Origin of the sequence: Aeribacillus pallidus (assembly GCF_050478865.1) — a bacterium.
In the GTDB taxonomy this organism is placed as follows: Bacteria; Bacillota; Bacilli; order Bacillales; family JACDOC01; genus JACDOC01.
The window spans coordinates 28,112-49,942 of the sequence record NZ_JBCNBW010000044.1 but is presented as its reverse complement, the minus strand read 5'-3'; the positions used below and the strand labels follow the sequence as shown (position 1 = coordinate 49,942).

At 41.1% G+C, this 21,831-nt stretch carries 19 protein-coding genes and 7 pseudogenes; 4 read left to right on the top strand and 22 right to left on the bottom strand.

Going from position 1 to position 21,831, the window contains the following annotated elements:
• The 8 genes and pseudogenes from ABES52_RS10870 to ABES52_RS10840 form a co-directional block, all read right to left on the bottom strand.
• Positions 1 to 314: IS3 family transposase (locus ABES52_RS10870; protein WP_429651175.1), on the bottom strand; the 314-nt coding region annotated here is incomplete at its 3' end.
• 56 nt (positions 315 to 370) lie between these two features.
• On the bottom strand, positions 371 to 619 hold the full coding sequence (locus tag ABES52_RS10865) for a helix-turn-helix domain-containing protein (RefSeq protein WP_429651174.1): 249 nt from the start codon (positions 617 to 619) through the stop codon (positions 371 to 373).
• Positions 620 to 1,195: 576 nt separating this feature from the next.
• Positions 1,196 to 1,384: a competence protein ComK gene (locus ABES52_RS16900; RefSeq protein ID WP_488168058.1), complete on the bottom strand. Its 189-nt coding sequence runs from the start codon at positions 1,382 to 1,384 to the stop codon at positions 1,196 to 1,198.
• A pseudogene (locus tag ABES52_RS10860) lies at positions 1,382 to 1,732 on the bottom strand (sugar isomerase domain-containing protein); the annotation flags it as partial. The gene ABES52_RS16900 and the pseudogene ABES52_RS10860, both read right to left, overlap by 3 nt.
• Before the next feature lie 248 nt (positions 1,733 to 1,980).
• Entirely contained in the window at positions 1,981 to 3,138 is a 1,158-nt protein-coding gene (locus ABES52_RS10855) for a mannitol-1-phosphate 5-dehydrogenase (protein WP_429651173.1), read from the bottom strand.
• A 1-nt stretch (position 3,139) separates the two neighbouring features.
• Positions 3,140 to 3,577, bottom strand: coding sequence for a PTS mannitol transporter subunit IIA (locus tag ABES52_RS10850; RefSeq protein ID WP_429651172.1), 438 nt, complete (start codon positions 3,575 to 3,577; stop codon positions 3,140 to 3,142).
• Between the two features lie 6 nt (positions 3,578 to 3,583).
• A complete protein-coding gene (locus ABES52_RS10845; RefSeq protein ID WP_429651171.1) occupies positions 3,584 to 5,674 on the bottom strand; it encodes a BglG family transcription antiterminator in 2,091 nt (696 codons plus the stop codon).
• A 159-nt stretch (positions 5,675 to 5,833) separates the two neighbouring features.
• Positions 5,834 to 7,261: a PTS mannitol transporter subunit IIBC gene (locus tag ABES52_RS10840; RefSeq protein ID WP_429651170.1), complete on the bottom strand. Its 1,428-nt coding sequence runs from the start codon at positions 7,259 to 7,261 to the stop codon at positions 5,834 to 5,836.
• 350 nt (positions 7,262 to 7,611) lie between these two features.
• Here ABES52_RS10840 and mntA point away from each other — a divergent pair, with 350 nt between their 5' ends.
• The gene (gene mntA, locus ABES52_RS10835) at positions 7,612 to 8,019 is read left to right on the top strand and encodes a type VII toxin-antitoxin system MntA family adenylyltransferase antitoxin (protein ID WP_429651169.1); all 408 of its coding nucleotides are present in this window, start codon (positions 7,612 to 7,614) and stop codon (positions 8,017 to 8,019) included.
• A 29-nt stretch (positions 8,020 to 8,048) separates the two neighbouring features.
• Here mntA and ABES52_RS10830 read toward each other — a convergent pair.
• The 13 genes and pseudogenes from ABES52_RS10830 to ABES52_RS10770 form a co-directional block, all read right to left on the bottom strand.
• Positions 8,049 to 8,165, bottom strand: a pseudogene (locus ABES52_RS10830) (Rpn family recombination-promoting nuclease/putative transposase); the annotation flags it as partial.
• Between the two features lie 496 nt (positions 8,166 to 8,661).
• Positions 8,662 to 8,922, bottom strand: a pseudogene (locus ABES52_RS10825) (hypothetical protein); the annotation flags it as partial.
• Positions 8,923 to 9,062: 140 nt separating this feature from the next.
• Complete coding sequence (locus ABES52_RS10820; protein ID WP_429651168.1) at positions 9,063 to 10,067, bottom strand: branched-chain amino acid ABC transporter permease; 1,005 nt, start codon at positions 10,065 to 10,067, stop codon at positions 9,063 to 9,065.
• 1 nt (position 10,068) lies between these two features.
• Complete coding sequence (locus tag ABES52_RS10815; protein ID WP_044894219.1) at positions 10,069 to 10,935, bottom strand: branched-chain amino acid ABC transporter permease; 867 nt, start codon at positions 10,933 to 10,935, stop codon at positions 10,069 to 10,071.
• Positions 10,936 to 10,954: 19 nt separating this feature from the next.
• Positions 10,955 to 11,653, bottom strand: a complete 699-nt coding sequence (locus ABES52_RS10810; protein WP_429651167.1) for an ABC transporter ATP-binding protein — start codon at positions 11,651 to 11,653, stop codon at positions 10,955 to 10,957.
• Complete coding sequence (locus tag ABES52_RS10805) at positions 11,631 to 12,404, bottom strand: ABC transporter ATP-binding protein (RefSeq protein ID WP_044894217.1); 774 nt, start codon at positions 12,402 to 12,404, stop codon at positions 11,631 to 11,633. The genes ABES52_RS10810 and ABES52_RS10805 overlap by 23 nt, the downstream gene beginning before the upstream one ends.
• A gap of 58 nt (positions 12,405 to 12,462) precedes the next feature.
• Positions 12,463 to 13,683 carry a substrate-binding domain-containing protein gene (locus ABES52_RS10800; protein WP_429651166.1) on the bottom strand — a complete coding sequence of 407 codons (1,221 nt, stop codon included), beginning with the start codon at positions 13,681 to 13,683 and terminating at the stop codon, positions 12,463 to 12,465.
• 14 nt (positions 13,684 to 13,697) lie between these two features.
• Positions 13,698 to 15,542, bottom strand: a complete 1,845-nt coding sequence (locus tag ABES52_RS10795; RefSeq protein ID WP_429651165.1) for a 6-bladed beta-propeller — start codon at positions 15,540 to 15,542, stop codon at positions 13,698 to 13,700.
• A 6-nt stretch (positions 15,543 to 15,548) separates the two neighbouring features.
• On the bottom strand, positions 15,549 to 16,556 hold the full coding sequence (locus ABES52_RS10790) for a 3-oxoacyl-ACP synthase (protein WP_429651164.1): 1,008 nt from the start codon (positions 16,554 to 16,556) through the stop codon (positions 15,549 to 15,551).
• Entirely contained in the window at positions 16,553 to 16,969 is a 417-nt protein-coding gene (locus ABES52_RS10785) for a MaoC family dehydratase (protein ID WP_429651163.1), read from the bottom strand. The genes ABES52_RS10790 and ABES52_RS10785 overlap by 4 nt, the downstream gene beginning before the upstream one ends.
• Entirely contained in the window at positions 16,969 to 18,465 is a 1,497-nt protein-coding gene (locus ABES52_RS10780; RefSeq protein WP_429651162.1) for an o-succinylbenzoate--CoA ligase, read from the bottom strand. The genes ABES52_RS10785 and ABES52_RS10780 overlap by 1 nt, the downstream gene beginning before the upstream one ends.
• Before the next feature lie 16 nt (positions 18,466 to 18,481).
• The gene (locus ABES52_RS10775; protein WP_429651161.1) at positions 18,482 to 19,087 is read right to left on the bottom strand and encodes a TetR/AcrR family transcriptional regulator; all 606 of its coding nucleotides are present in this window, start codon (positions 19,085 to 19,087) and stop codon (positions 18,482 to 18,484) included.
• 126 nt (positions 19,088 to 19,213) lie between these two features.
• Positions 19,214 to 19,338, bottom strand: a pseudogene (locus ABES52_RS10770) (IS91 family transposase); the annotation flags it as partial.
• An 80-nt stretch (positions 19,339 to 19,418) separates the two neighbouring features.
• On the opposite strand from ABES52_RS10770, the pseudogene ABES52_RS10765 reads away from it, so the two are divergent.
• The 3 pseudogenes from ABES52_RS10765 to ABES52_RS10755 all read left to right on the top strand — a co-directional run.
• A pseudogene (locus tag ABES52_RS10765) lies at positions 19,419 to 19,592 on the top strand (transposase); the annotation flags it as partial.
• A gap of 51 nt (positions 19,593 to 19,643) precedes the next feature.
• A pseudogene (locus tag ABES52_RS10760) lies at positions 19,644 to 20,137 on the top strand (IS3 family transposase); the annotation flags it as partial.
• Between the two features lie 87 nt (positions 20,138 to 20,224).
• Positions 20,225 to 20,715, top strand: a pseudogene (locus ABES52_RS10755) (transposase); the annotation flags it as partial.
• Between the two features lie 84 nt (positions 20,716 to 20,799).
• Here the strand turns inward: ABES52_RS10755 and ABES52_RS10750 are convergent.
• The gene (locus ABES52_RS10750; protein WP_429651160.1) at positions 20,800 to 21,726 is read right to left on the bottom strand and encodes an IS3 family transposase; all 927 of its coding nucleotides are present in this window, start codon (positions 21,724 to 21,726) and stop codon (positions 20,800 to 20,802) included.
• Between the last annotated feature and the right edge of the window lie 105 nt (positions 21,727 to 21,831).

The following is a 21,831-nucleotide window of genomic DNA, read 5'->3' as shown; positions in this document are numbered from 1 at the left end:
GCACGAATTCCCATCTCTTTCTTCAACCTTTGTACGCGTTTATGGTTGATATTCAGTTTGTATTTTCTCTTAAGCCAGACTTTGACTCTCCGATACCCGGTGATTCCTTTCAGTTTTTTATGGCACTCTTCGATTTTTTTCTTTAACTGCTCGTCTTCTAATTGCTTTTGAGAAGGGTGTTTCTGCCGTTTTACCCAATTGTAATATCCACTTCGAGACACGCCTGCAATCTTACATAATTCTTGAATAGAAATATGGTTACCAGCCATTTCATGAATGAGGGCGAACTTCTTATGAGTTGGTACGGTTTCCATTCCCCCTTTCACATTTTTAAGAGCTTTTTTAGCATTTCTACTTCCGCTTCAAGACGCTAGATTTTCGTTTCAGGATCTTCTGGACGAGTTCTCGGTCTTCCTTTTCCTAGACCTTTTGCCTTCCTGCGTTTTTCCTCCAGACCGTTCATTCCTTCTTTGTCATAGTGTTCTACCCATCGACGTACCATGGTATGATCAATCCCTAACTCTTTAGCCACCGATTTGTAGCCCATGCCCTCTATTTTATATAGATCCACAGCTTTCTTTTTAAACTTTACATCATATGTTTTTCGTATTTTCCCCATAGAAAAAATCCCCTCCATAGTAGACAGATTAATGTGCTTTCTTTTTTCTGTCTACTATAAGGGGATCATATCACTTTGGTAACTATTGGTAAAAATACTAAAAACCTAAGAAAGAAAGGTGAGTCTACTTTGATAAAATTTAATCTATAACTCTTTATTATTTTCTTGTACCTAGGTATTATTATAGGTATTTAGGAAAGAGAAAATGCTACGAGGAATTAATGATATTAGGTTAATTTAGCTAGACTCAACCACTTTTGCTAATTTTTGAATTAAATTTTAAAAATACTCGCTACTAAATACTTTTGCTCCACAAAGAACTTCTATATTTTAATGTCCATAGATAGGGGTTTTCTTCTATTATCATTTCTCGTTTCATAATCACATTAAGGGCTTTGTCATCATGGATATTAGTCAAATATCATTGATTTACACCATTTTAAAATTTATATGGATATTCGGGTTAGAGTTAATTAACAAAATTTTTTCCTTTTTTATCTTTTTCTGTTTTGGATTTATCCAAAAAGAAAATTGTGATGGGTAACAAAAACGGGTAATGCAAATTGTCGCTTTCTTTCACTGTTCATGAAGCGTATGAAAGGAAATATTTAATTGCAGCTGTTTATAGTTTTTAAAAGTAATGAGAGACTGTGTTTTGTTAATAGGTGAGATTTCCAAAATTTGATGGAAAAATATCCATATGCAATGAGTTTGTTCTGGGGAATGTGTGGGAAAGGCAATAATTTTCTCAAATTGATTAATCAAGGCAACATCAATGGGAACGGGGTTGCGTCCTGATGTGGACAAAACAAAGAAAACGTCCTCTGGGCGAATATCCTCGTCGGCAATAAACTCTTGAGCAGAGTTGTTTTCCCATTCCAACATCGATGAACGAACAGCACCTTCATGAAGCATTAGGGGTTCAACAAATATTGGTTTAATCGGTACAAGACCTTCAGCGCGATAAAACACTTCTTCTGCTAAAATGTGTGAATGGCCGCATCAGAATAATTGAATAATACCACCCTTCTGAATTGCTTCGCTTACGGCATAAGCCACCTTTATTATTTTTTCTTTTTCATTTTTTAAAACGAGTTTGAGCCGCTCGGTCACTTTTTAAAAATAACGTTCGATCATAAATGGATATCTCCTTTTAAAATTGCTTCTACTTTAGGATCATCAAAATTATGAAATTCGTGATGAAAATAAATTCTCCTTCACATAAACAACTGCTGTCTCCCCATAACATAAGGAAATGATATTTCGGCGTTTCTAAGACAATATGAAAATATGAGAAAAGAAAAAGGAACCAGAGTGTTTTGTCCTCTGATTCCTTCTTACTAAACACAAACTGATCCCATTTACTTTGTTTCTCTTAACCCTTCAACATATTTAATAATCGCATCGGCAAGAGGATGGTCTTTTTCTAATTGCGCATATTGAGATAGGGCTCCCTCGATGCCAGCTTTCATTATTGTTTCTTGCAGTTCGATTGCTTCAGGGTCGTCTTTGTAATCAAATAATAAGAGCGCGGCAATTCCTTTTGTCAAACCGGCCGGTACTTCTTTGAATAGGTCGTAATATTGCTTGGCCGGTTTCATTAAGCGGTCATTCGCTCCTACTTTGCGAATCGGTGAACGTGCGACTCTGACGATTTCATCTGAAATAGATGGATTTGTAAATCTATGAATAATTTTTTCTATATATTTCTTATGTTCATTTTCATTAAATCCGTACTTTTTCACGAGTACAGCGCCTGACTCGTTGAGTGCCTGTTGTACATCAAAGTAAATTTCCTTATCATCCATCGCTTCTTTAATTGTTTGAAGCTTTTTGTTATATCCTAAGTAAGCAGCCATCGCATGCCCGGTATTGACGGTAAAAAGCTTTCTTTCAATATAAGGCAATAAATCATCCACAAGCTGCATGCCTTTCACGTTTGGAATGTCTCCAACGACATTCTTTTGTTCGACCACCCATTCAAAAAACGGCTCGACTGTGACAGCCAGCGGATCGCTGTTTTTTTGGTTCGGAACGATGCGGTCGACGGCGCAATCCAGAAAACCATAGTTTCTTTCGAATAAACTTTTTTCTTCATCTGAAATTTTTTCAAACACTTTTTCCTTCAGGAAGGTGGTTCCGCCGATCATATTTTCACAAGCAATAATATTTAACGGTTTTTGATTGACGGATAGTCTTTTGCGAAGTCCTTCCGCTAAGGTAGATGAGATGATCGGCAAAATATTCGGTCCGACCGCTGTGGTTACTAAATCTGCTTCTGTTAAATAATGAATGACTTTGTCACTTTCTGTTTGGCTATTCACAGCGGATACGTTTCGAATGATTTCCTCTTTGCCGGATTCATCCGCGATGAGAACCCGGTATTCTTTTCTCTCATTTAACAAGCGGACGACTTCATCATTGACATCGACAAAAACAACCTCATAACCTGATTGGGAAAGCAAGCTGCCAATAAATCCTCTCCCAATATTTCCTGCACCAAAATGGACAGCCAACATGTTAGTTCACCTCGCTTAAAAGGCGGATGATATCCTCTTCGCTTGCTGCTTCGATGAGTTTTTGAATATTTTCTTCCTCTGAACAAACAATCGCAATCTTCGAAAGAATTTCTAAGTGTTCATTGTCTTTTCCGGCAATTCCAATTAAAATTTTTGCGATATTTCCGTCGCCGAAATCTACCCCGTCCGGTACTTGGACGACAGAAATGCCCGCATGCTTGACGAGGCTTCTCGCATCCTCCGTACCATGAGGAATCGCAACAAAGTTCCCCATATACGTGGATGTCAGTTCTTCCCGTTCGAACATTTTATCAACATAAGAAGGTTCCACATACCCTTGTTCGACTAAAATGTTTCCCGTTAAACGGATCGCTTCTGTTTTATCTGCAGCGTTTGCACGCAATACAATATTTTCTTTTTTCAATACTGCCATTGACATGCTGATTCACTCCTTATGATGTTGAATTTGTTCGTAAAAATATTTCTCCAGCTGGTAGCTTAAAAATGAATAAATCTTTTCATAACTTCCTGATGAAAATACAGCGATGCTCTCCTCATCTTTAATAATTAATGAACTTATGTGGCTTAACACCGACAGCATCTCTTGAGGCGCAGATTCCGGTGCTAAGAGAAGCAAGATCGTGTTCATCTTCATCTCCTCTTGATGCATGCCGGTTACCGTTTGCCATTTCGCTAACGTATAGATGGTAAAGGAAGGAACCGTAATCGCCGGACTCCGTGTATGGTACAAAGCAAAGGGAGTATCCGGTATGCCTAATCCCCCTATTTTTTCCCTGTTAATCAAATACGTCAGAACCTGTTCCTGATCGCTGATAACCTCTTTTTGATACAGCTGTCGGCACGATTCAGCCAGGGCATCCTGGACAGATTCGGTCTCTAATTTTTGTAAAGTAAACCCCTTCAAAATATGGACGATGGTTTCGCTCATTTTTTGAACGGAGCTGAGCTTTTCAACAACTCTCTCAGCACCTTCCGTCCGTTGTTGGTCTTGTTCCTTTGGAGCTTTCACTCGTCGATTTTCAAGGAACTTTTTAATCGTTGAAATTTCCGTATCTTGAAGGATCGGGCTCACGACAAAATAATGACCCGTAAAGTTGTTCAGCGGCACAGTCGAGACAATGAGATCAAATTGATCCGTATCCACATCTTTTAATTCCAGGACAGATGTATGCTGAATGCGTACAATATCCGGAATTTCTTTTTTTAATCTCGTTGCTAAGATTTTGGCCGTGCCTAACCCGCTTGAACAGATGACTAAGGCGTGGATCCCTTTCCTTTCTCGTAAAAGAGCGGAGGCAAAGTGCAAAACTAAATAACCGATTTCCTCCTTTGGGACCGTCAGATCAGGGAATACTTTTTTGACGCCTTTTTCTAACATTGAAAAAAGCTCAGGATAGTCTTGAACGATTTTTGATAAAAGCGGATTGGCAATCCCCATGTTATGTTCAATGCGGTAAATCGCCGGTTTTAAATGAACGACTAAATCCTGAAATAAAGGATCGTTGTTCGTTAAATCGACGTTCAGTTCATCGCTGACAAAGCGAATCAATTCTTGTGCTTTGATTCCCACTTCAAAACTTGCTTCCTCTAACATGTAGCCTTGACGATCCCGAAGTTTCGCCCCCATTAAATGCATCGTAATATAACCAATTTCTTCATCCGGTATCGTGATTCGGAAGGCATGTTCCAGCGATCGGGCAATTTTTTCGGCCATTTCGAATTCCTTCGTTCCGCGGATCGTTTGTAAGTATTGCGGATCAAAATTGATCGATTCCCCTTGAATAATCCGCTCCACCGCCAAGGCCAGGTGGACAACTAAGGCTACATACGAGCTGTCCGCAATCGTATAAGGAAGCTCGTCTTGGATTTCATCAATTTGCTTTTCAATCGTTACTAACGTTTTCTGATCAACGAGTCCGAGGAGTTTCTCCGTCACGGAATTGAGCGTTTCCGCTGATCTTTTTTGAATCGATTCTTTCATGAATGAAAGAAATTCATATTCGCCGAAATGATGGAATAATAACTCGCTCATCATCCTGCGTTTCGCCGATTCAGAACCCTCAATTTCAACGCCGTATCCTCTTTTTCGAATAAGAGAAAGCCCGTATTTTTCAAGGGATTCGCTGATTTTATCTAAATCATGGCTAATGGTCGCGACGGTGACGTTTAAATCATTGGCAAGAGCTAAAAGCTTAACAGGCTCGGTCGCCTCCAATAAAGTGATCAGGACAATGGTTTGGCGCTCTTCCGGCGTGTATTCAGTTTGGGACAAGTGGAAAAGATGTTTTTGCAGCTCTTTTTTGTTGTGATCATCTCCAGCTATTTGGATGCCGAAGCCTGATTTTTTGATAAGCTGCAAATGAAATTCTTCTAAAATGCGCTCTACCCCTTTTAAATCCCGGTGAACCGTGCGGTTACTTACATTCAGCTGCTCCGCAAGCACCCTTACCGGAATTCCCTGATCATGAGCCAACAACATATCGAGGATTTTTCTTTCTCTTGCAGATATATACATCTCTTCTTCACCCGTCCCATTCGAGCAACCATTTTGCCCTTTCAATGGAAATTTTAGATTGATAATTGGTTTATGACAACAAATAGAAAATTCATTTTCATCCATTTATATGTTGCCATTTTTAAATAACATGTACCCCCAACAAGTGGGGGCTGCTCTCTATTCGTTCTTTTCTTTTAAACTGTTAATTAACTCGTCATATTTTGGACTATTGAGGAAGTTTTCAACCGAAACGTGATAAGCGTTTGGCCGTTTCTCCTTCGCGCGCTCTGTTAAATTTTTATGCGTAATGACAATATCCGCATCTTCCGGAAGCTGGTTGATCGCTGTATTCGTAACTTCAATATCCAATCCGGCTTTTTGTACTTTATTTCGTAAAATCGAAGCTCCCATAGCGCTTGAACCCATTCCCGCGTCACATGCAAACACAATTTTCTTCACTTTGGTTGGAATGGTTGCTTCTGTTTGCAGCGCAGCCGCAACCTCACTCTTTTTCCCTTTTAATTGCTGCATTTTTTCTGTCGCCTTGCTCAAGTCTTCCTCTTCTTCATTATTTTTTGCAGCTTTTAAGAAAATAGATGCGACAAGGAAGGATACTGCTGCTGCCACAATAACCCCTGCCAATACGCCAAGATGGTTTCCTTTAGGCGTCATCGCTAACAAGGCGAAAATACTTCCCGGAGATGGAACCGCTACAAGTCCTGCATCGAAAAGTGTAAACGTTAATACGCCGCTTACGCCCCCAGCCATCGCCGCTAAAATTAAGATCGGTTTCATTAAGATGTATGGGAAGTAAATTTCGTGAATACCGCCAAGGAAATGAATGATTACCGCACCAGGAGCCGATTGTTTGGCATTACCTCTTCCGAACAGCCAATAAGCAAGCAAAATACCAAGACCCGGACCAGGATTTGTTTCTAATAGGAATAAAATCGATTTCCCTGTTTCCGCCGCTTGCTCGATTCCAAGCGGACTCAAAATTCCGTGGTTGATTGCGTTATTTAAAAATAAGACTTTCGCAGGTTCAATAAAGATATTCGCTAACGGTAAAATTTTGTGATTAACAATGAACTCAACACCAGCAGCTAACGTTTTGTTCAGTCCTAAAACGACTGGTCCGATTCCTTTAAATGCTACTAACGTTAAAATCCCGCCGATGATTCCGGCAGAGAAGTTGTTGACTAGCATTTCAAAACCTTGTTTAACTTTTCCATGGATGAGCTGGTCAAATTTCTTGATCAAGTAACCGCCGAGCGGTCCCATAATCATCGCACCGAGGAACATCGGAATATCAGCACCGACAATAACCCCCATCGTCGCTGTTGCACCGACGACGCCTCCGCGAACATCATAAATCATCTTACCGCCTGTATACCCGATTAACAATGGCAATAAGTACGTAATCATCGGACCGACAAGCTTGGCAAATGCTTCATTCGGAATCCAGCCTGTCGGAATAAACAACGCAGTAATAAAGCCCCATGCAATAAACGCCCCAATATTAGGCATAATCATTCCGCTTAAATAACTGCCAAATCGTTGTATTTTAACACGTACACTTGATTGATTGTCCTTTTCGTGAACCATTAATTGTCATCCTCCTTTTTTACTATACTAACTTTCCTGTTTTCATATTAAAGCGCTTTCAAATAAGGTTCAACGAAAAGTAAATGTCATTTTGTCGCAAACGTTATTGTCATTTTTTAAAAAGATGGGGGAATACACCATCGTAACGAATTTATTTTGATTTTTCGCGTGGTGACAGGCATCAATCCCAGTTATGAAACACCAGGCTAAGGGGCTCTCACTTTTAAGCCAAAAACTTGAGGAGAATTTTTCGTTAAACTATAGTTTTACCAAAGTTTGAGGCAGGAAATAAAAAGTAATATAATGAAAGAAAATGGCCCGGATTGCGGTAAAGAAAAGGAGGGACGGTGTTGACTGAACAGATCGAGCCAATCATCATTGAAGTGTTGACCGAAACGGTGTCCCCATATTTGATTTATTTGTTTGGATCAACGGTTACAGGACATGTTCATCAAGACAGCGACATTGATATCGCTTTTCTCAGCGACCAAAAACAATTGGATCATTATGAACGATTTATGGTTGCGCAAGAATTGGCATCCAGACTGCACCGGGACGTCGATCTTGTGGACCTCAAACAAGCAAGCACTGTGTTTCAGGCGCAAGTGGTCAGTTTCGGCAAAGTCATCTATTGTCCAAATGAACAGAAAAAAGCAGAATATGAATGGAGAGCCTTGAAGATGTACGCAAAATTGAATGAAGAACGCACGGAAATCTTGCGAAACATTAATGAAAGCGGGTCGGTTTATGAAAAATGATGTCATTTTAAACAAATCAATACCGTCTCTTTTGAAAGCTCGGTGTTTTCATATTGCACATCGACAATCCTATCGCGGCCCGTGTGGTTTAAAATCCCGTTCAAAAACGCGATCGTAATTCGCTTTCGGCTTGGGTGGCCGAACAGCTACTTAAACATAAAATACATTTTCAAATCGAGGTATTCTTCTGTTATTGGAGACCATCCTTTCGGGGAAATTTTTGAGAGGAGATAGGTGGATACGATTTTATTAAAGCGGAATGAAGGGGGAAAAATCAAGATTCTAAACAGAATTTTCTGAAAAAAGAGAGCCGAGTGATTACGAGCTCTCTTTTTCTGAAATTTTAACAATCTTCGACATGGTATTATGTCAAGAAAACAGACACGTTAAACACAGAAACTGAATTTATGCAGCTACTTTTCTCTGATTAGCGTAATAAGCAGCCTCAAATTCGCATGGCGATACATAGCCAAGGGCTGAGTGACTTCTCTCGAGCGGTGACAGGCACCTATCCCATTGAAGCCAAGGCTAGTCCAGAAGAATATTCTTTCGGGAAGTTTAACTTGGCACATATTAGACTCTATGGGTATATGTTATTTATGGCAACCGACTATCATATAATTCTAAAAGATACACATATAAAAGCACGGTATCAATCGTATCGTCATTAAATAACCATTCGTTTAACGCAGCGCTGTCAATATCTTCGCCAATTTCATCATCAAATGTTTCTTCATACTGTTCTTTTTCTTCATCAGATAAATCATCATAATGATTACCTTCTTCAAGAAACTTTAATTTTGTTTCAATCGTACGATAATCAACTAAATATCCATCTTGAACAGCTTGATCTAATTCATAGGCATAGGTCGGTACCCCGTTTTCTAAATCAAACACTTCGTAACGAAATTTATGACAATAGCATCACTTTTTTCAATTTCATCCTTAATCAGCGACCTAGGCGCCGGATGCAGCCATTAAGCAATCATTTTGCTTTGGCAACAGCGACGCCTGAAATACTGGAATCTTTATAATTTGCTGATTTATGCTGAATGTTTTAATAATCCTTCCTTCTCTTTCCGGTTTTCCTTTCGCTTTATAACAGTGCTTTTGAAAGTGCCGGCAATGCCTTTAGGAAAACCTAAAATAACAATTATATAGAGAAGACCTAAGAAAATCGGCCATCGTTCAAAAATCGAATACTCGGTCCCAAGCTCCGATAAATAGTGCTGAATAAATTCAACCGCTCCGCTGCCTAAAATTGGCCCAAACAAAGTACCGACGCCGCCGATCATTGTCATAAGAAGCGCATCTAATGTGGTTTCAATGGAGAAGACCGACGGATTCACAAAGCGAAGGGTCACTGCATATAAAGCTCCGCTGTATGCGGCCACCACCCCGGCTATGACGCTTGCGATAATTTTATAATGAAGAACTTTAAAACCAAGGGCTTCTGTTCGCTTTTGATTTTGCGAAATCGCTTTTAATACTTTTCCAACAGATGAAGAAGTGAAAGTACGAAGCAAAATATAGATAAGAACAAGGCTGATTAATGAAAAAAAGTAAAAAGTAAACCGGTCTCTCAAAAATTCCGGCACCTGGAAGGTAAATCCGTCACCCCCCTGCGTCATCGATCTCCATTTTTCTGCAATAATAAGAAATAATTCAGAAAATCCCAAGGTAAGCATAGCATAAAAATGACTTTGCAGCCTTAACGACAGCATTCCGATTAAGAAGCTGATTAACACAGCTGCAATAACAGCAATAGCGATGCCGAGAAGGAAAAATCCTATTGTATTATCATTGGCATTCAGTATAATCGCCGTGCTATAAGCCCCGATGCCAAAGAATAGGCAATGACCAAAGGAGACGATACCGGTATAACCTAAAAGAATATCATAACTCATCGCAAAAATAGCAAAGATAAAGATTTGCGTAAATAAAATGAGCATGCTGCGGGAATCATTTATGAAAGGGAAGATGCTTAAGAAAAGAATTGCGATTATGCCGGCGATGAGTGAAAAACGATTATATTTTGCTAAAGCCACTTTAGACTCCCCCCTTTTCTCCTAAAAGTCCGGACGGCCTGAGCAATAAAATAACAATAAGCAATAACATATTTACAGCAAGGGACAGATCAGGGTAGTAATAAGCGGTATATGCGCCTGCCAAGCCGACAATGATTGAGGCAACGGCTGCCCCCTGAATGCTTCCCAGGCCGCCAATAATAACGACAATAAATGCTAATACCGCATATTGCATTCCCATATCAGCAAAAATCACGCCGGAATATGGCCCCAGCAAAAATCCGCCCAAAGCGGCCATTCCCGCTCCCAGCAAAAACACAAAGGAGAAAACGCCTTTAATATTTATGCCAAGCGCCTGTACCATTTCTCTGTTGTCCACGCCTGCGCGGATCATAATCCCGATTTTCGTTTTATTTAATAGAAGCAAAATCATAACGTAAATAACCAGCCCGACAAGAATTACAAACAAACGGTATTTGATAAAAATCACACCGCCAACATCTATGCTACCTTCAAGCCATTTGGGCAGGCCAGCGCGAATGGGATTCGAGCCCCAAAACACACGCAGCAACTCAATCAGTACAAGCATTCCGCCTAAGGTTACAAGAAGCTGCCGAATGTGATTGCCATAAACCGGCCGGATTAATATTTTTTCAACAATCCAGCCGAGCACCATGCCGCCTATCACCGTAGCGATAAAGGACAGCAAAAAGTTGCCGGTAACTGTAAAGAGCCATACCCCTAAAAAGGCGCCCCATGCAAAAAAACCTCCATGGGCAAAGTTTAAGACACTCATAAGTCCGAAAATAAGCGTAAGACCCGATGCTAAAAGAAAGATCAGCATACCTGTCGAGAGACCGTTGATCAAAAGATTCAGCAACGTATTCAAATTACTCCCCCTCACATGATCAGGATATTCCCAAATACTTCCTTGCCGTTTCTTTATCCTCCCTCAAATCATTCATAAACCCTTGATGGACAATTTTCCCATCGTCCATCATGTAATAGTAATCACCTATGTGGTTGGACATAAAGAAATTTTGTTCAACGAGCAAAATGGTAGTTTTTTCTTTCATTTGTACGATCGATTCCATTAGTTTTTCAACCATCAGCGGGGATAGCCCTTTGCTGGGCTCATCAATTAAAAGCAGGCCGCTGCTGTTAATATACGCCCTGGCAATGGCAAGCATTTGTTTCTGACCTCCGCTTAAATAGCCGCTTTTTTTATGCCAGTATTTCTTTAAATCCGGAAAAATCTCCAGCATCCATTCAGCCTTTGCCTCTCCTTCAGGGTCTTTTTCCTTTTTTGCCAGCGCAAAAGTTTCTTCCACCGTTAAATGTTGAAAAATACCCTGATCTTCCGGTACATATCCGATTCCTTTCCGGGCAATCACATGAGTTGGGAGACCATTCAGCTTTTCATTTTTATAGTAAACAACACCTTCCGAAACAGGGTAAAATCCCATGATCGTTCGAAGTGTTGTAGACTTTCCTGCCCCGTTTCTCCCGAATAAAACAGTAATGGTTCCTTCTATTACCTCGAAAGTGACACCTTGCAAAATATGAAATTGATCAATATAGGTTTCAAGATTTTCCACTCGCAGCATGTGAAAGTCCCCCTAAATAAGCATTTTGCACACGTTCATCCTGCATAATTACACCCGGTTCTCCTTCTGCCAACAATTCCCCATTGAATAGGACTACAAGATAATCCGACAAAGCAAGTACCATTTCTATTTTGTGTTCAATTAAAACAATGGTATTCTCTGAATCTTTTTTGATATTTTCAATCACTTCCAAAATCGCCGGAACTTCTTCCACCGATATTCCTGCTGTCGGTTCATCAAGCAGAAGCAGATTGGGCTTCAAGGCTAAAAGCATGGCAATCTCCAGTTTTCGTTTTTCCCCATGGGTTAAATTTATAGCTAAATAGTCCTCTTTTTCCTTTAAAAACACCATATCAAGTAGCCTTCTTGCTTCTTCAAGCTGTTTGCGATATTTGGCAGGTTTTGGTAAAATGCTGTAAAAATCTTTTCTTTGCGACTGGACAGCAAGTCTGACATTTTCAAGAACCGTCAATTCCGGAAAAATATTTGTTAATTGAAAAGATCTACCCATCCCCATTCGTGCTCTCTCTGCCACTGATAAATTGGTAATGTTTTGTCCTTTGAAATAAATCTCTCCCTTTGTCGGCGCGAGCTGTCCGCTCAGCAGGTTGAATAAAGTAGTTTTTCCTGCCCCGTTCGGCCCGATGATGGACAAAAATTTTCCCTTAGGCGCCTTAAAATTGACATCCCGGATTACTTCCTGTTCGCCAAATGAAATGGAAAGATTGCGAGTCTCCAATAAAGCCTCCAAGCCTTGCGCCCCCTTCCTAATTTTCATAAAGAGGAGAATACAAGATTCTCCTCTCGCTTTATTGATTTCGAATCGGCGGCTCGGTTTCGTTCATATCCAATTCGCGGATCAACACCGGAACCGGATGGTCAACGCCTTCCTGATTTTCCAGAGTTATCGAATAGAGACTTTGTAAAGCCTGATGGTCTTCTTCACGGAATTTCATTTTGCCTTTTGGGGAATCAAATTCCATGCCTTCCATTGTTTCAATCAACAGCTGAGCATCCGTGTCTCCCTCCGTTTTCTTTAAGGCTTCTACAATGGCGATGGCTGCCGTCATGCCTCCGGCAGTAAACAGATCCGGAATTTCGCCGTCAAACCGTTTCTTATGTTCTTCCACCAACCAGTCATTGATTTCGTTATCCGGAAGTGTATGATAATAAATCGAATAGCCTTCCATGCCGATTAATGCATCCATGGTTTTCAGCGATGCAATATCCTGTACGGCCGTTGAAATTTTTATTCCCTGCTCTTGAACCTTCATATCTTTTAATTGTTTCCACGGCGCGTTGGAGCCTGCCCAGACGATATACAAGTAATCCGGTTTTTCGCTGATGGCACTTTGAATATTGGCTGTAAAATCGGTTGCATTCGGGTCCGCATAAACTTCAGCCACAATTTCCGCCCTGCGTTCTTTAGCTGCTTCAATAAAGGCTGCGATACCATCCCGCCCATAAGCATTGTCCTGCGCTAACGTTGCAATTCTAACGCCTTCTCCAGCAATCGCAGCTGCACCTGCAACTGCATCTTGAGAAGAGTTTCGTCCGGTCCGGAAAATATATGGGTTAAAATTATCGCCTGTTATGCTGTCGGCAGCTGCTGGCTCCACGATCATGATTATTTCATATTCTTCTGCCAGTGGCAAAACGGCAAGCGTATCGCTGGAACTGGTTGAGCCGACAAGGAAATCTACTTCATCCTCTTCCAATAGTTTCGTAGCCTTTTTCACAGCAACATCCGGTTTTGTTTCTGTATCTTCCACAATAAATTCGATTTTTTTCCCTACAACTTCACCTGTTCCGTCCGTCGCATAGTCAAGCCCAAGCTCAAATCCTCGAACAGTTTGTTTTCCGTAAGCTTCCAGCGCTCCTGTTAAAGAAGCCAATAAACCGATCTTGATTGTATCTTTTTCTTTTTCTGAACTTGAACTGTCGCTTCCGCATGCCGAAGTCAATAGGAGCGACCCGATTACACATGTAATAAGAAAACTTTTTAGTACGGCTTTTTTCTTATTGAACATGTTTCCTATCCTCCCTAATTATTTTGATTTTTATAAAACTGAATGCGGTGAAGCAATCCATCGGCGACTATTATTTCACCATCATTGGTAAAACCAATGCCTTGCGGTGAGAATAAATCTCCCGCATGTCCGCTGAAACTTCCAAACTGCTCTATAAATCTTCCATTGGTGTCATACACATTCACGCGATTATTTGATGTATCCGTTACATAAACCAGATCATTTTCGTCAATTGCAATACCTGTTGGCAAGAATAAGTCTCCCGGTCCTTCTCCCCAATTTTCCAATGGATCCAGATTGCCGCTGCCGTTATTGGTTCCCCATTTTGCAAGAAAATTGCCGTTGTTATCAAACTTTTGGACTCGGTTGTTGATTCGGTCTACAACATATACATTATCCTGGGAGTCGATGGCAATCTGCATCGGCTGGAAGAATTCTCCGTCGCCTGTGCCTTTTTTGCCCCAGCTTTTTTGGAAAACAAAAAGGGAATTGAACTTCTGAATCCGGTTGTTTTCCGAGTCAGCGACAAAAATATTTCCTTTGTTGTCAACCGCTACCCCTGTCGGGAATTGGAAGTATCCATTTAACGTTCCATAAGATCCATAGTAAGCAAGCAGCACTCCAGAATTTGAAAACTTTTGAATCCTGTGATTGACTGAATCCGCAACATAAACGTTGTCATATTTATCGATTGCAATTTGTCTTGGTACGAAAAATTGTCCTGGATAGCTGCCATAGCCAAGCGGACCCCCCGTTCCGTACATGCTGCCCCATTTGCTGACCAGTTCGCCTTCGGAGTCATACTTTAAGATTCTGTGATTAAAGGAGTCAGAGATAAATATGTTTCCTTCCGAATCCACTTCGGCATCGAACGGACCCGCATATTGTTTATCGTGCCAACGGTCATTGCCAACAGACATAATGTAGCTTGCAGAAAGACCCATTTCAAAAAAGTTCACCAGACGATTGTTGCCCGTATCTGTCACATATAGATTTCCATCTCCATAAGGCAATACTTGATTCGGGTAAACAAGTAGCGGAAAAACGCCTGTCTGGTACAAAAATAGATTATCCATGCTAAACTTCATAATGCGGTTGTTGTACGTGTCCGCTACATAGAATGCACCTGTTTCCCGATCAAAATTGATTCCTCTCGGATGGTAAAACTGATAAGGTCCCATGCCCGGTTTAGGTCCGCCAATTTTCCGCTTAAATTGGCCATTTACATCAAAAACCTGTATCCGGTTATTATAAGTATCCGCTACATAAACTTCGTTGTTATTGCTTATAGCAATTCCTTGCGGCAATGCCAGTTGTCCGTCTCCTTTTCCGTATTCGCCAATAGTTAATAGATATTCGCCATCAGAATTGAATTTCTGTATGCGATGGTTGAATTCATCGGTGATATAGTAATTGTTGTCCTGATCAACGGCTATTTCTCTTGGAAAACCGAATTGATAGTTTTCCTTACCTTTTGTTCCCCAGCTTTTTATAAACTGGAATTGTGCATTAAACTTTTGAATCCGGTAGTTTCCTGTATCGGCAACTAATATATTGCCCTCATTGTCAACGGCAACGCCAAACGGCATATTAAACTCTCCGGGACCATCACCGAGCTTCCCATATGTAGCCAGTATGTTCCCGTAGGAATCCATTTTTATAATCCGATGGTTGCCCATATCAGTCATATAAATATTCCCGCTGCTGTCTTTCGCTAATGCAACAGGGCTCCGAAACAGCTCTTCGCTGTCCTCCTCAGCACCCCAAGACTCTTGATATACTATTTCTGCAGAAACTTCCGCCCCCAAAAAGCCGAAGCATATAGCGAATATTAGTAAAGATCGCCAGATTTTTTTCATTGGACATCACCCCAGCCATTTAATTACCGTAGCTGCCCAGGTATAGCCGGTGCCAGCGCTTACTGCCACTGCGATATCGCCGTTCTTTAGTTTTCCCTGCTCACTGGCAAAGTGGAGTCCGATACAAGGATCCAAAGCAGACATATGGCCATAATGATCAAGATATATCGCCTGATCATCAGACAAATTTAGCCCGTCTAGTAATTCTCTTAACATGGATCGTTTCGTATGCAGCGGCAGCAACAGCTGTATATCCTCAACCGAAAGCCCGCTTTTTTCCAAAGATTGCTTGATGACTTTGTGAAAGTTTGGAATGGATACCGGATCGAGTTTTTCCTTCATGCTTAAAGGATCTGTCACATCAATATAATGCTGGCGGTTTTCAACGGTAACGTAGCTGGCAAAATGGACCGATCCACCTGCAGGCACCCGGACATCATTATGGAAAGAGCCGTCTGTTATGATAGCGCTTTCAAGAATCTCACTCTTAGATGCCCCCCTCTTTACCAGTGCAGACGCTCCCCCGTCGGCAAAATTGAACATAAATCTAGACCGTTTATTGCTGTAATCTAGAATTTGCGATTCCTTGCATCCGCCGACCAGCAAGATGTTTTCAATGGAATGATCGGAATTCAGCATGTCCTTGGCAACTTTCAATGCAATCGGAAAGCAGGAGCTTACGTTCATAATTTCAAAGGCATATGCGTTCCTAGTCCCCAATTCATAGCTAATTTTCGGAGCACTGGACCAGACGTAGTAATCTTTATGGGGGCTGCCAAAATAAATCACCACGTCAATGGATAATGGATCAACCTTTGCCAAAATATTTTTTGCTGCTTCAATTGCCATGTCGGATGCATGCATCGTCTGATCCGCCACATGCTTTTCATACAAACCAAATTTTTCAATGATGACCGATTCCGGTATGCCTGTTTTTTCAGCTAATGTGGCTGCGGTTTCCACATCCTTTGGAAAATAAACACTTGTTTCTTCGATTCCGATTCGCTCTGTCATACTTTCTCTCCTTCCTTTGGCACAAGCATAACTGCTGATCCCATTAGCACCAGCTCACCCTTCTGGTTCCGGCACTCTGTTAATAGTTTTATAATGTTCTTTTCTTCAATAAACTCCTGAACCGTGGCTGTAGCCGTGATTGTATCCCCGATATATACCGGAGCGGTAAAACGAAGAGTCTGTTCCATATAAATGGAACCTTTTCCCGGTAGATACATGCCTAAAAGCTGTGACAAGAGACTGGAAGTTAACAGGCCATGGGCAATGCGTTCTTTAAATCTAGTATTCTTTGCATACTCTTTATCAATGTGGATCGGATTAAAATCACCGCTCAAGCCGGCGTACAATACAACGTCAGCTTCCGTAATTGTCTTGCTGCAAGAAGCTGTCTGTCCTTCAGTGAATCTTGTCATTATTGTTTCACCCTTTCCCGCATTTCTGGCAGGCTGCTTTTTTGGATTTTTCCTGTCGCATTTTTCGGAAGTTCATCAATGAAATAAATTTCTTTCGGCACTTTATATTTTGCTAAAAATTTCAAGCAGTAAGTTTTTACATCCTCTTCAGTTATCGAAGCGTCTTCTCTTTTCGCAATAAAAGCAACCGGAACTTCCCCCCAGCGCGGATCTGAAATGCCGACCACCGCCGCCTCCCTGACTTCCGGCAGCTGGTTGATGACTTGTTCCACTTCAAGGGGATAAATATTTTCTCCGCCGGATATGATCATTTCTTTCTTCCTTCCCACAATATAGAAGAAACCTTCGTCATCTGTCCGTGCCAGATCTCCTGTATGGAACCAGCCATCTTTTATCGCCTCGTTTGTAGCTTCCGGTCTATTCCAATATTCTTTCATAACAATTGGGCCGCGGACAAGCAGATTGCCGACCTCGCCCGGCCTAACCTCATTTCCTTCCTCATCCACCAGCTTCACTTCGCTGAATAAGACCGGTTTTCCAATTGATCCTTTTTTCCTACGGGCATCTTCCCGGCTCAGCATAAAGACTGTCGGAGAAGTTTCAGTCAGTCCGAACCCTTGGCCGAATAAATAGCCTTTATCCGTAAACGCTTGAATCAGTTCGCGAGGACATGGGGCGCCCCCGCTGTAGAACCAGCGCACGGAACTCAGATCAGCTACATTAAACGCCGGGCAGTCAAATAAAGCCTGGTGAATGGATGGCACGCCCATCACAACCGTAGCCTGGTGTTTTTCAATCATCTCGATGGCTTTGTACGGATCAAATTTTCCCGGTATAATGATCGTTCCTCCGACAAATAGTGTCGGCAAGGCGAATAAGCCAATTCCGCCGATATGAAACAGCGGAAGCAACACCATGGAACGGTCCATGGATGTTAAATCAATGGCAAGAATATTGTTAATCGCATTCCAGTACATGTTGCTTTGTCTGAGCACCGCTCCTTTTGGCTTCCCGGTTGTTCCCGAGGTGTAGCAAATAATGTAAGGGGCATTCTCATCAATTTCTTCATCAGGCAGTTCTGCCTCCTTCTGTTTTATATCATTCAGCTTCTCGATGGAAAACAGCTTAACCCCGGTTTCTTTTTCGATGCTTTTTGCCATTTCAAAAAACGGCTCTTCCGCAGCTAATATAGAAGTTCCGCTGTCTTGCAGCTGAAAAATCAGTTCGTTAATATTCAAACGGATATTTAAAGGAACGGCAATGCATTGAAGCCGTGCAATGGCAAACAGCAAAACGACATACTCCAGACGGTTTTGGGAAATTATTGCAATCCGATCTCCTTTTTTCACTTTCAGTTCATTCAATAGGAATAGGGCTGCATTTTGAATTCTTTCATTTAATTCCTTATAAGTTAATTGTTCCTGATCGGTAATAACTGCAATTCGTCCCGGATTAATGCTCGCTCTTTTTTCAATCCAATAAGCGATTCCCTGCATAAAATCCCCATCTCCTTTATGGCTTTTTGATTCCATTAAAGATCAGCGTCATCGCGGCATCAAAAACTTCCTCCGGCACATCCTGTCCTTCCCAAAACACCCAGCGCATGCCTAAAAATTGTCCGATAGACATTAGGCAATACGCCACGGTTTCCAGATTGATATCTTTAAACTCTCCGTCTTCCACCCCCAATGACAAACTTTTTAAAAACCCGGAAGCAAGTTTGTCATAATACCAGCGATATAAATCCTTGTCGACAACAACCGCCTGCTGAACGATGCTGTATAGCTCAGGGTGGTCTTTCACCCAGCGGAAAAATGCCTGGAATCCCTTTCGTTGGGCATTTTCATGATTCTCCGCATCCTTCATTTCCTCTTTTATTTTGAATCTTAATTCTCGGCTGTACATTTGAATTAGTGCATCAAAGATTTCCTTTTTTGATTGAAAGTAATTATAAAAGGTACCCTGGCCAACGCCTGCTTCCTGAGTAATGTTGACTACGGAAGTTTCATAATAACCTTTTTTGCCAAAAACCTTTTCTGCTGCCCTTAATAATTTTTCCCTTGTTTCCATGCCCTTTCTTGTTAGATTAAGAGTTTCTGCTGCAGCATTTTCTGACATATGAATCACCTCTCAGTTTTTATTATATTCAGACTATTTTTTATTGTCAATATTTTTCTTTTTAACTACTTTACAATCGGATGAAGAAGAAAACCAGTTATTCTCCGACGGTTTTTTTAGTCTTTTCAGCCCAAAACGCCCAACTATTCGAAAATGCTTAGGTGGAAGTGCTGTAAAAGGGCAAGAAGAAAGGGATAGACTGGTAAAGGGGTATCTACTCTTTTCCCTGTCTTATGATCTTCGTACCAGAAATGTGATGTTAGTCTAAAAAGTGGACACAGAGAACAGAGAGATTATAATAAACTTAATTACAATCGGTTCGAGGTGTCCAATGATGAAAAAGAGAGCATTTGATAAAGAGTACAAGATTCAAGCCGTTGAGTTATGCTTGGAGGGGGACAAGTCCATCGCCCAAGTGGCAAAAGAGTTAGGTTTGGCTTACAACACTCTTCATCGATGGGTCAAAGAATACAAAGAAAGCAATGGAACAAGCTTTGTAGGTTCAGGCAACGTCAAGCCACAAAATCAAGAAATCATCGAATTACGCCGCCGTAATCAAGAGTTGGAGGAGGAATTAGCGATCTTAAAAAAGGCGTTAGGCATCTTCACCAGAAACCAGAAGTAATTTACGCCTTCATTTTTCAACACCGAAATAAATTTCTTGTTGTGAAGATGTGTCAAGTGCTCGGTGTTTCAAGAAGTGGATATTACGCCTGGCTTAAGCGGGCGAAAAGTAAACAGAAAGAACAAAAAGAACAACTCACTCAACAGATTCGAAATGAGTATCTAAAGTCCCGTAAGATTTACGGAAGTCCGAAAATTACGCAAGAAATACGCAAACAAGGAATTCGTGTGTCTCAAAAGACGGTGGCTCGCATCATGAGTGAAGAAGGATTAAGATCGATTACGATGCGTAAATACAAGGCGACAACCAATAGTAATCATCCTTACAACGTGTATGCGAATCTGTTGGAACAGAACTTCCAAACAACGGCTCCAAATGAAGTATGGATGGCCGATATCACGTATATTCCCACTGACGAAGGATGGTTTGGTATTATCCCCTACAGGTAGACAGTAAAAAAAGAGAACATTTGATATGATGTTCTTAGGAGTCTACCTGGGAGGGGATTTTTTATGGCTAAAAAAGGACAAACCTTTAAGTCTTATTCAGAGGAGCTTAAACGTGAAGTCATTCGTTCGAAATTGGAGGAAGGCTGGTCTTATCGACAGCTCCGTGAACGCTTTGGAATCAAGAGTGATGCGCAGATTGCACAATGGGTCAAGAAAGTTCGAAATGGCGAGTCTTTGGAAGATCAACGAGGAGTGTGGAATCGCAAATATTTTTCAAGTTTAGAAGAGGAAAATGCTTATTTGAAAGCGCAAGTGGAATACCTAAAAAAGCGCAATCCAAATCTACACGGGAAGGAATGGTCCTAAAATCGGAAAGGTTTCTTATTATTGATGAGCTACGGAAAAAGTACCCATTTGCATGGTTACTCAAAATTGGTGAGGTTTCAAAAGCCGGATACTACAAGTGGCGCAAAAATCGATCCAAAAGATCATTACGTCTGGAAGAAACTCTTTTGTTGAAAGAACATATATTGGCTATTCACGGATTGACCCCCTAATTTTGGACACATCCTATCTTATTTTAGGTTATTCTTAAAATTTCTCATTTTTTCTTGGCAAGAAGACGAGATCCTCTTGCCTTATACGCGAACTTCTTTGATGATTAACGCTTCTGTTTGCGCTTTTTTGTAAAATTCATGCGGTGGAAGATCGAGAATACTAGAATGAATTCTTCGCTCGTTATAAAATTTCATGTACTCCATCACTGCTTGATAAGCCTCTTCATAGCTGTCAAACATCATTCTCCCTAGACATTCTTCCTCCAGTAAACGATGAAACGCTTCAATATGTGCATTCATATTCGGTGTCCGCGGTGGAATCCGTTCATGTTCGATTCCAAATCGCTCACAGGCAGCTTCAAAGACATGTGAAATAAATTGTGGGCCGTTGTCTGTACGAATTACAGGTTTATTGGTCTGTTCAAATTTCTGACGCTTGAATAACGATCTTTGTAGCGTCTTTACGGCGTCGCTTCCTGAACAACTCAGTCCAATATGGTAATCAATCACCGAACGATCATACACATCGATAAGCGATAAAACAAAGAAAAAGCGTTCTTCTCCTTCGATATATCCGTATTTCACATCCATTTCCCATAACTGATTCGAACCGGTAATGATACGATTCCGAGCGAGTTTCCGTGGATAAGAAATCCGTTTCTCTCGCTGTGGACGTAGTAAATCCATCTCTTTACACAATCGATAAACCTTTTTCTTACTGATAATGAGCTGATGGTCTCTTCTTATCTGGATCGTCAACTTCCGGTATCCGTAAGCAAATCCTACCCCCATGACAAGCTCAGATAGCCATTCTTGGATTTGCTCGTCTGGCACTTTTTCACCCATTTTCGTCAGAGAGTAGCCGGGGATTGGACGTCCCCCACCTACTGTTTTCTCCTCGACTTTTCCGTTTTGTTGATAATAGTAGGTCGAACGATTGATTTCCAGAATCTCCAGCACTTTCGTAATCGGATATCCTTTCTCGATCCACTGCTCGGCTACTTCCAATTTTTCAGTAAGTGAGCATTCCTGTAATGAAGAAAAATGAGATTTGAAACAAAAAAAGTCCCCTTGGTATGATACAGGGTGTCATGGCCATGACCCCTAACTAAT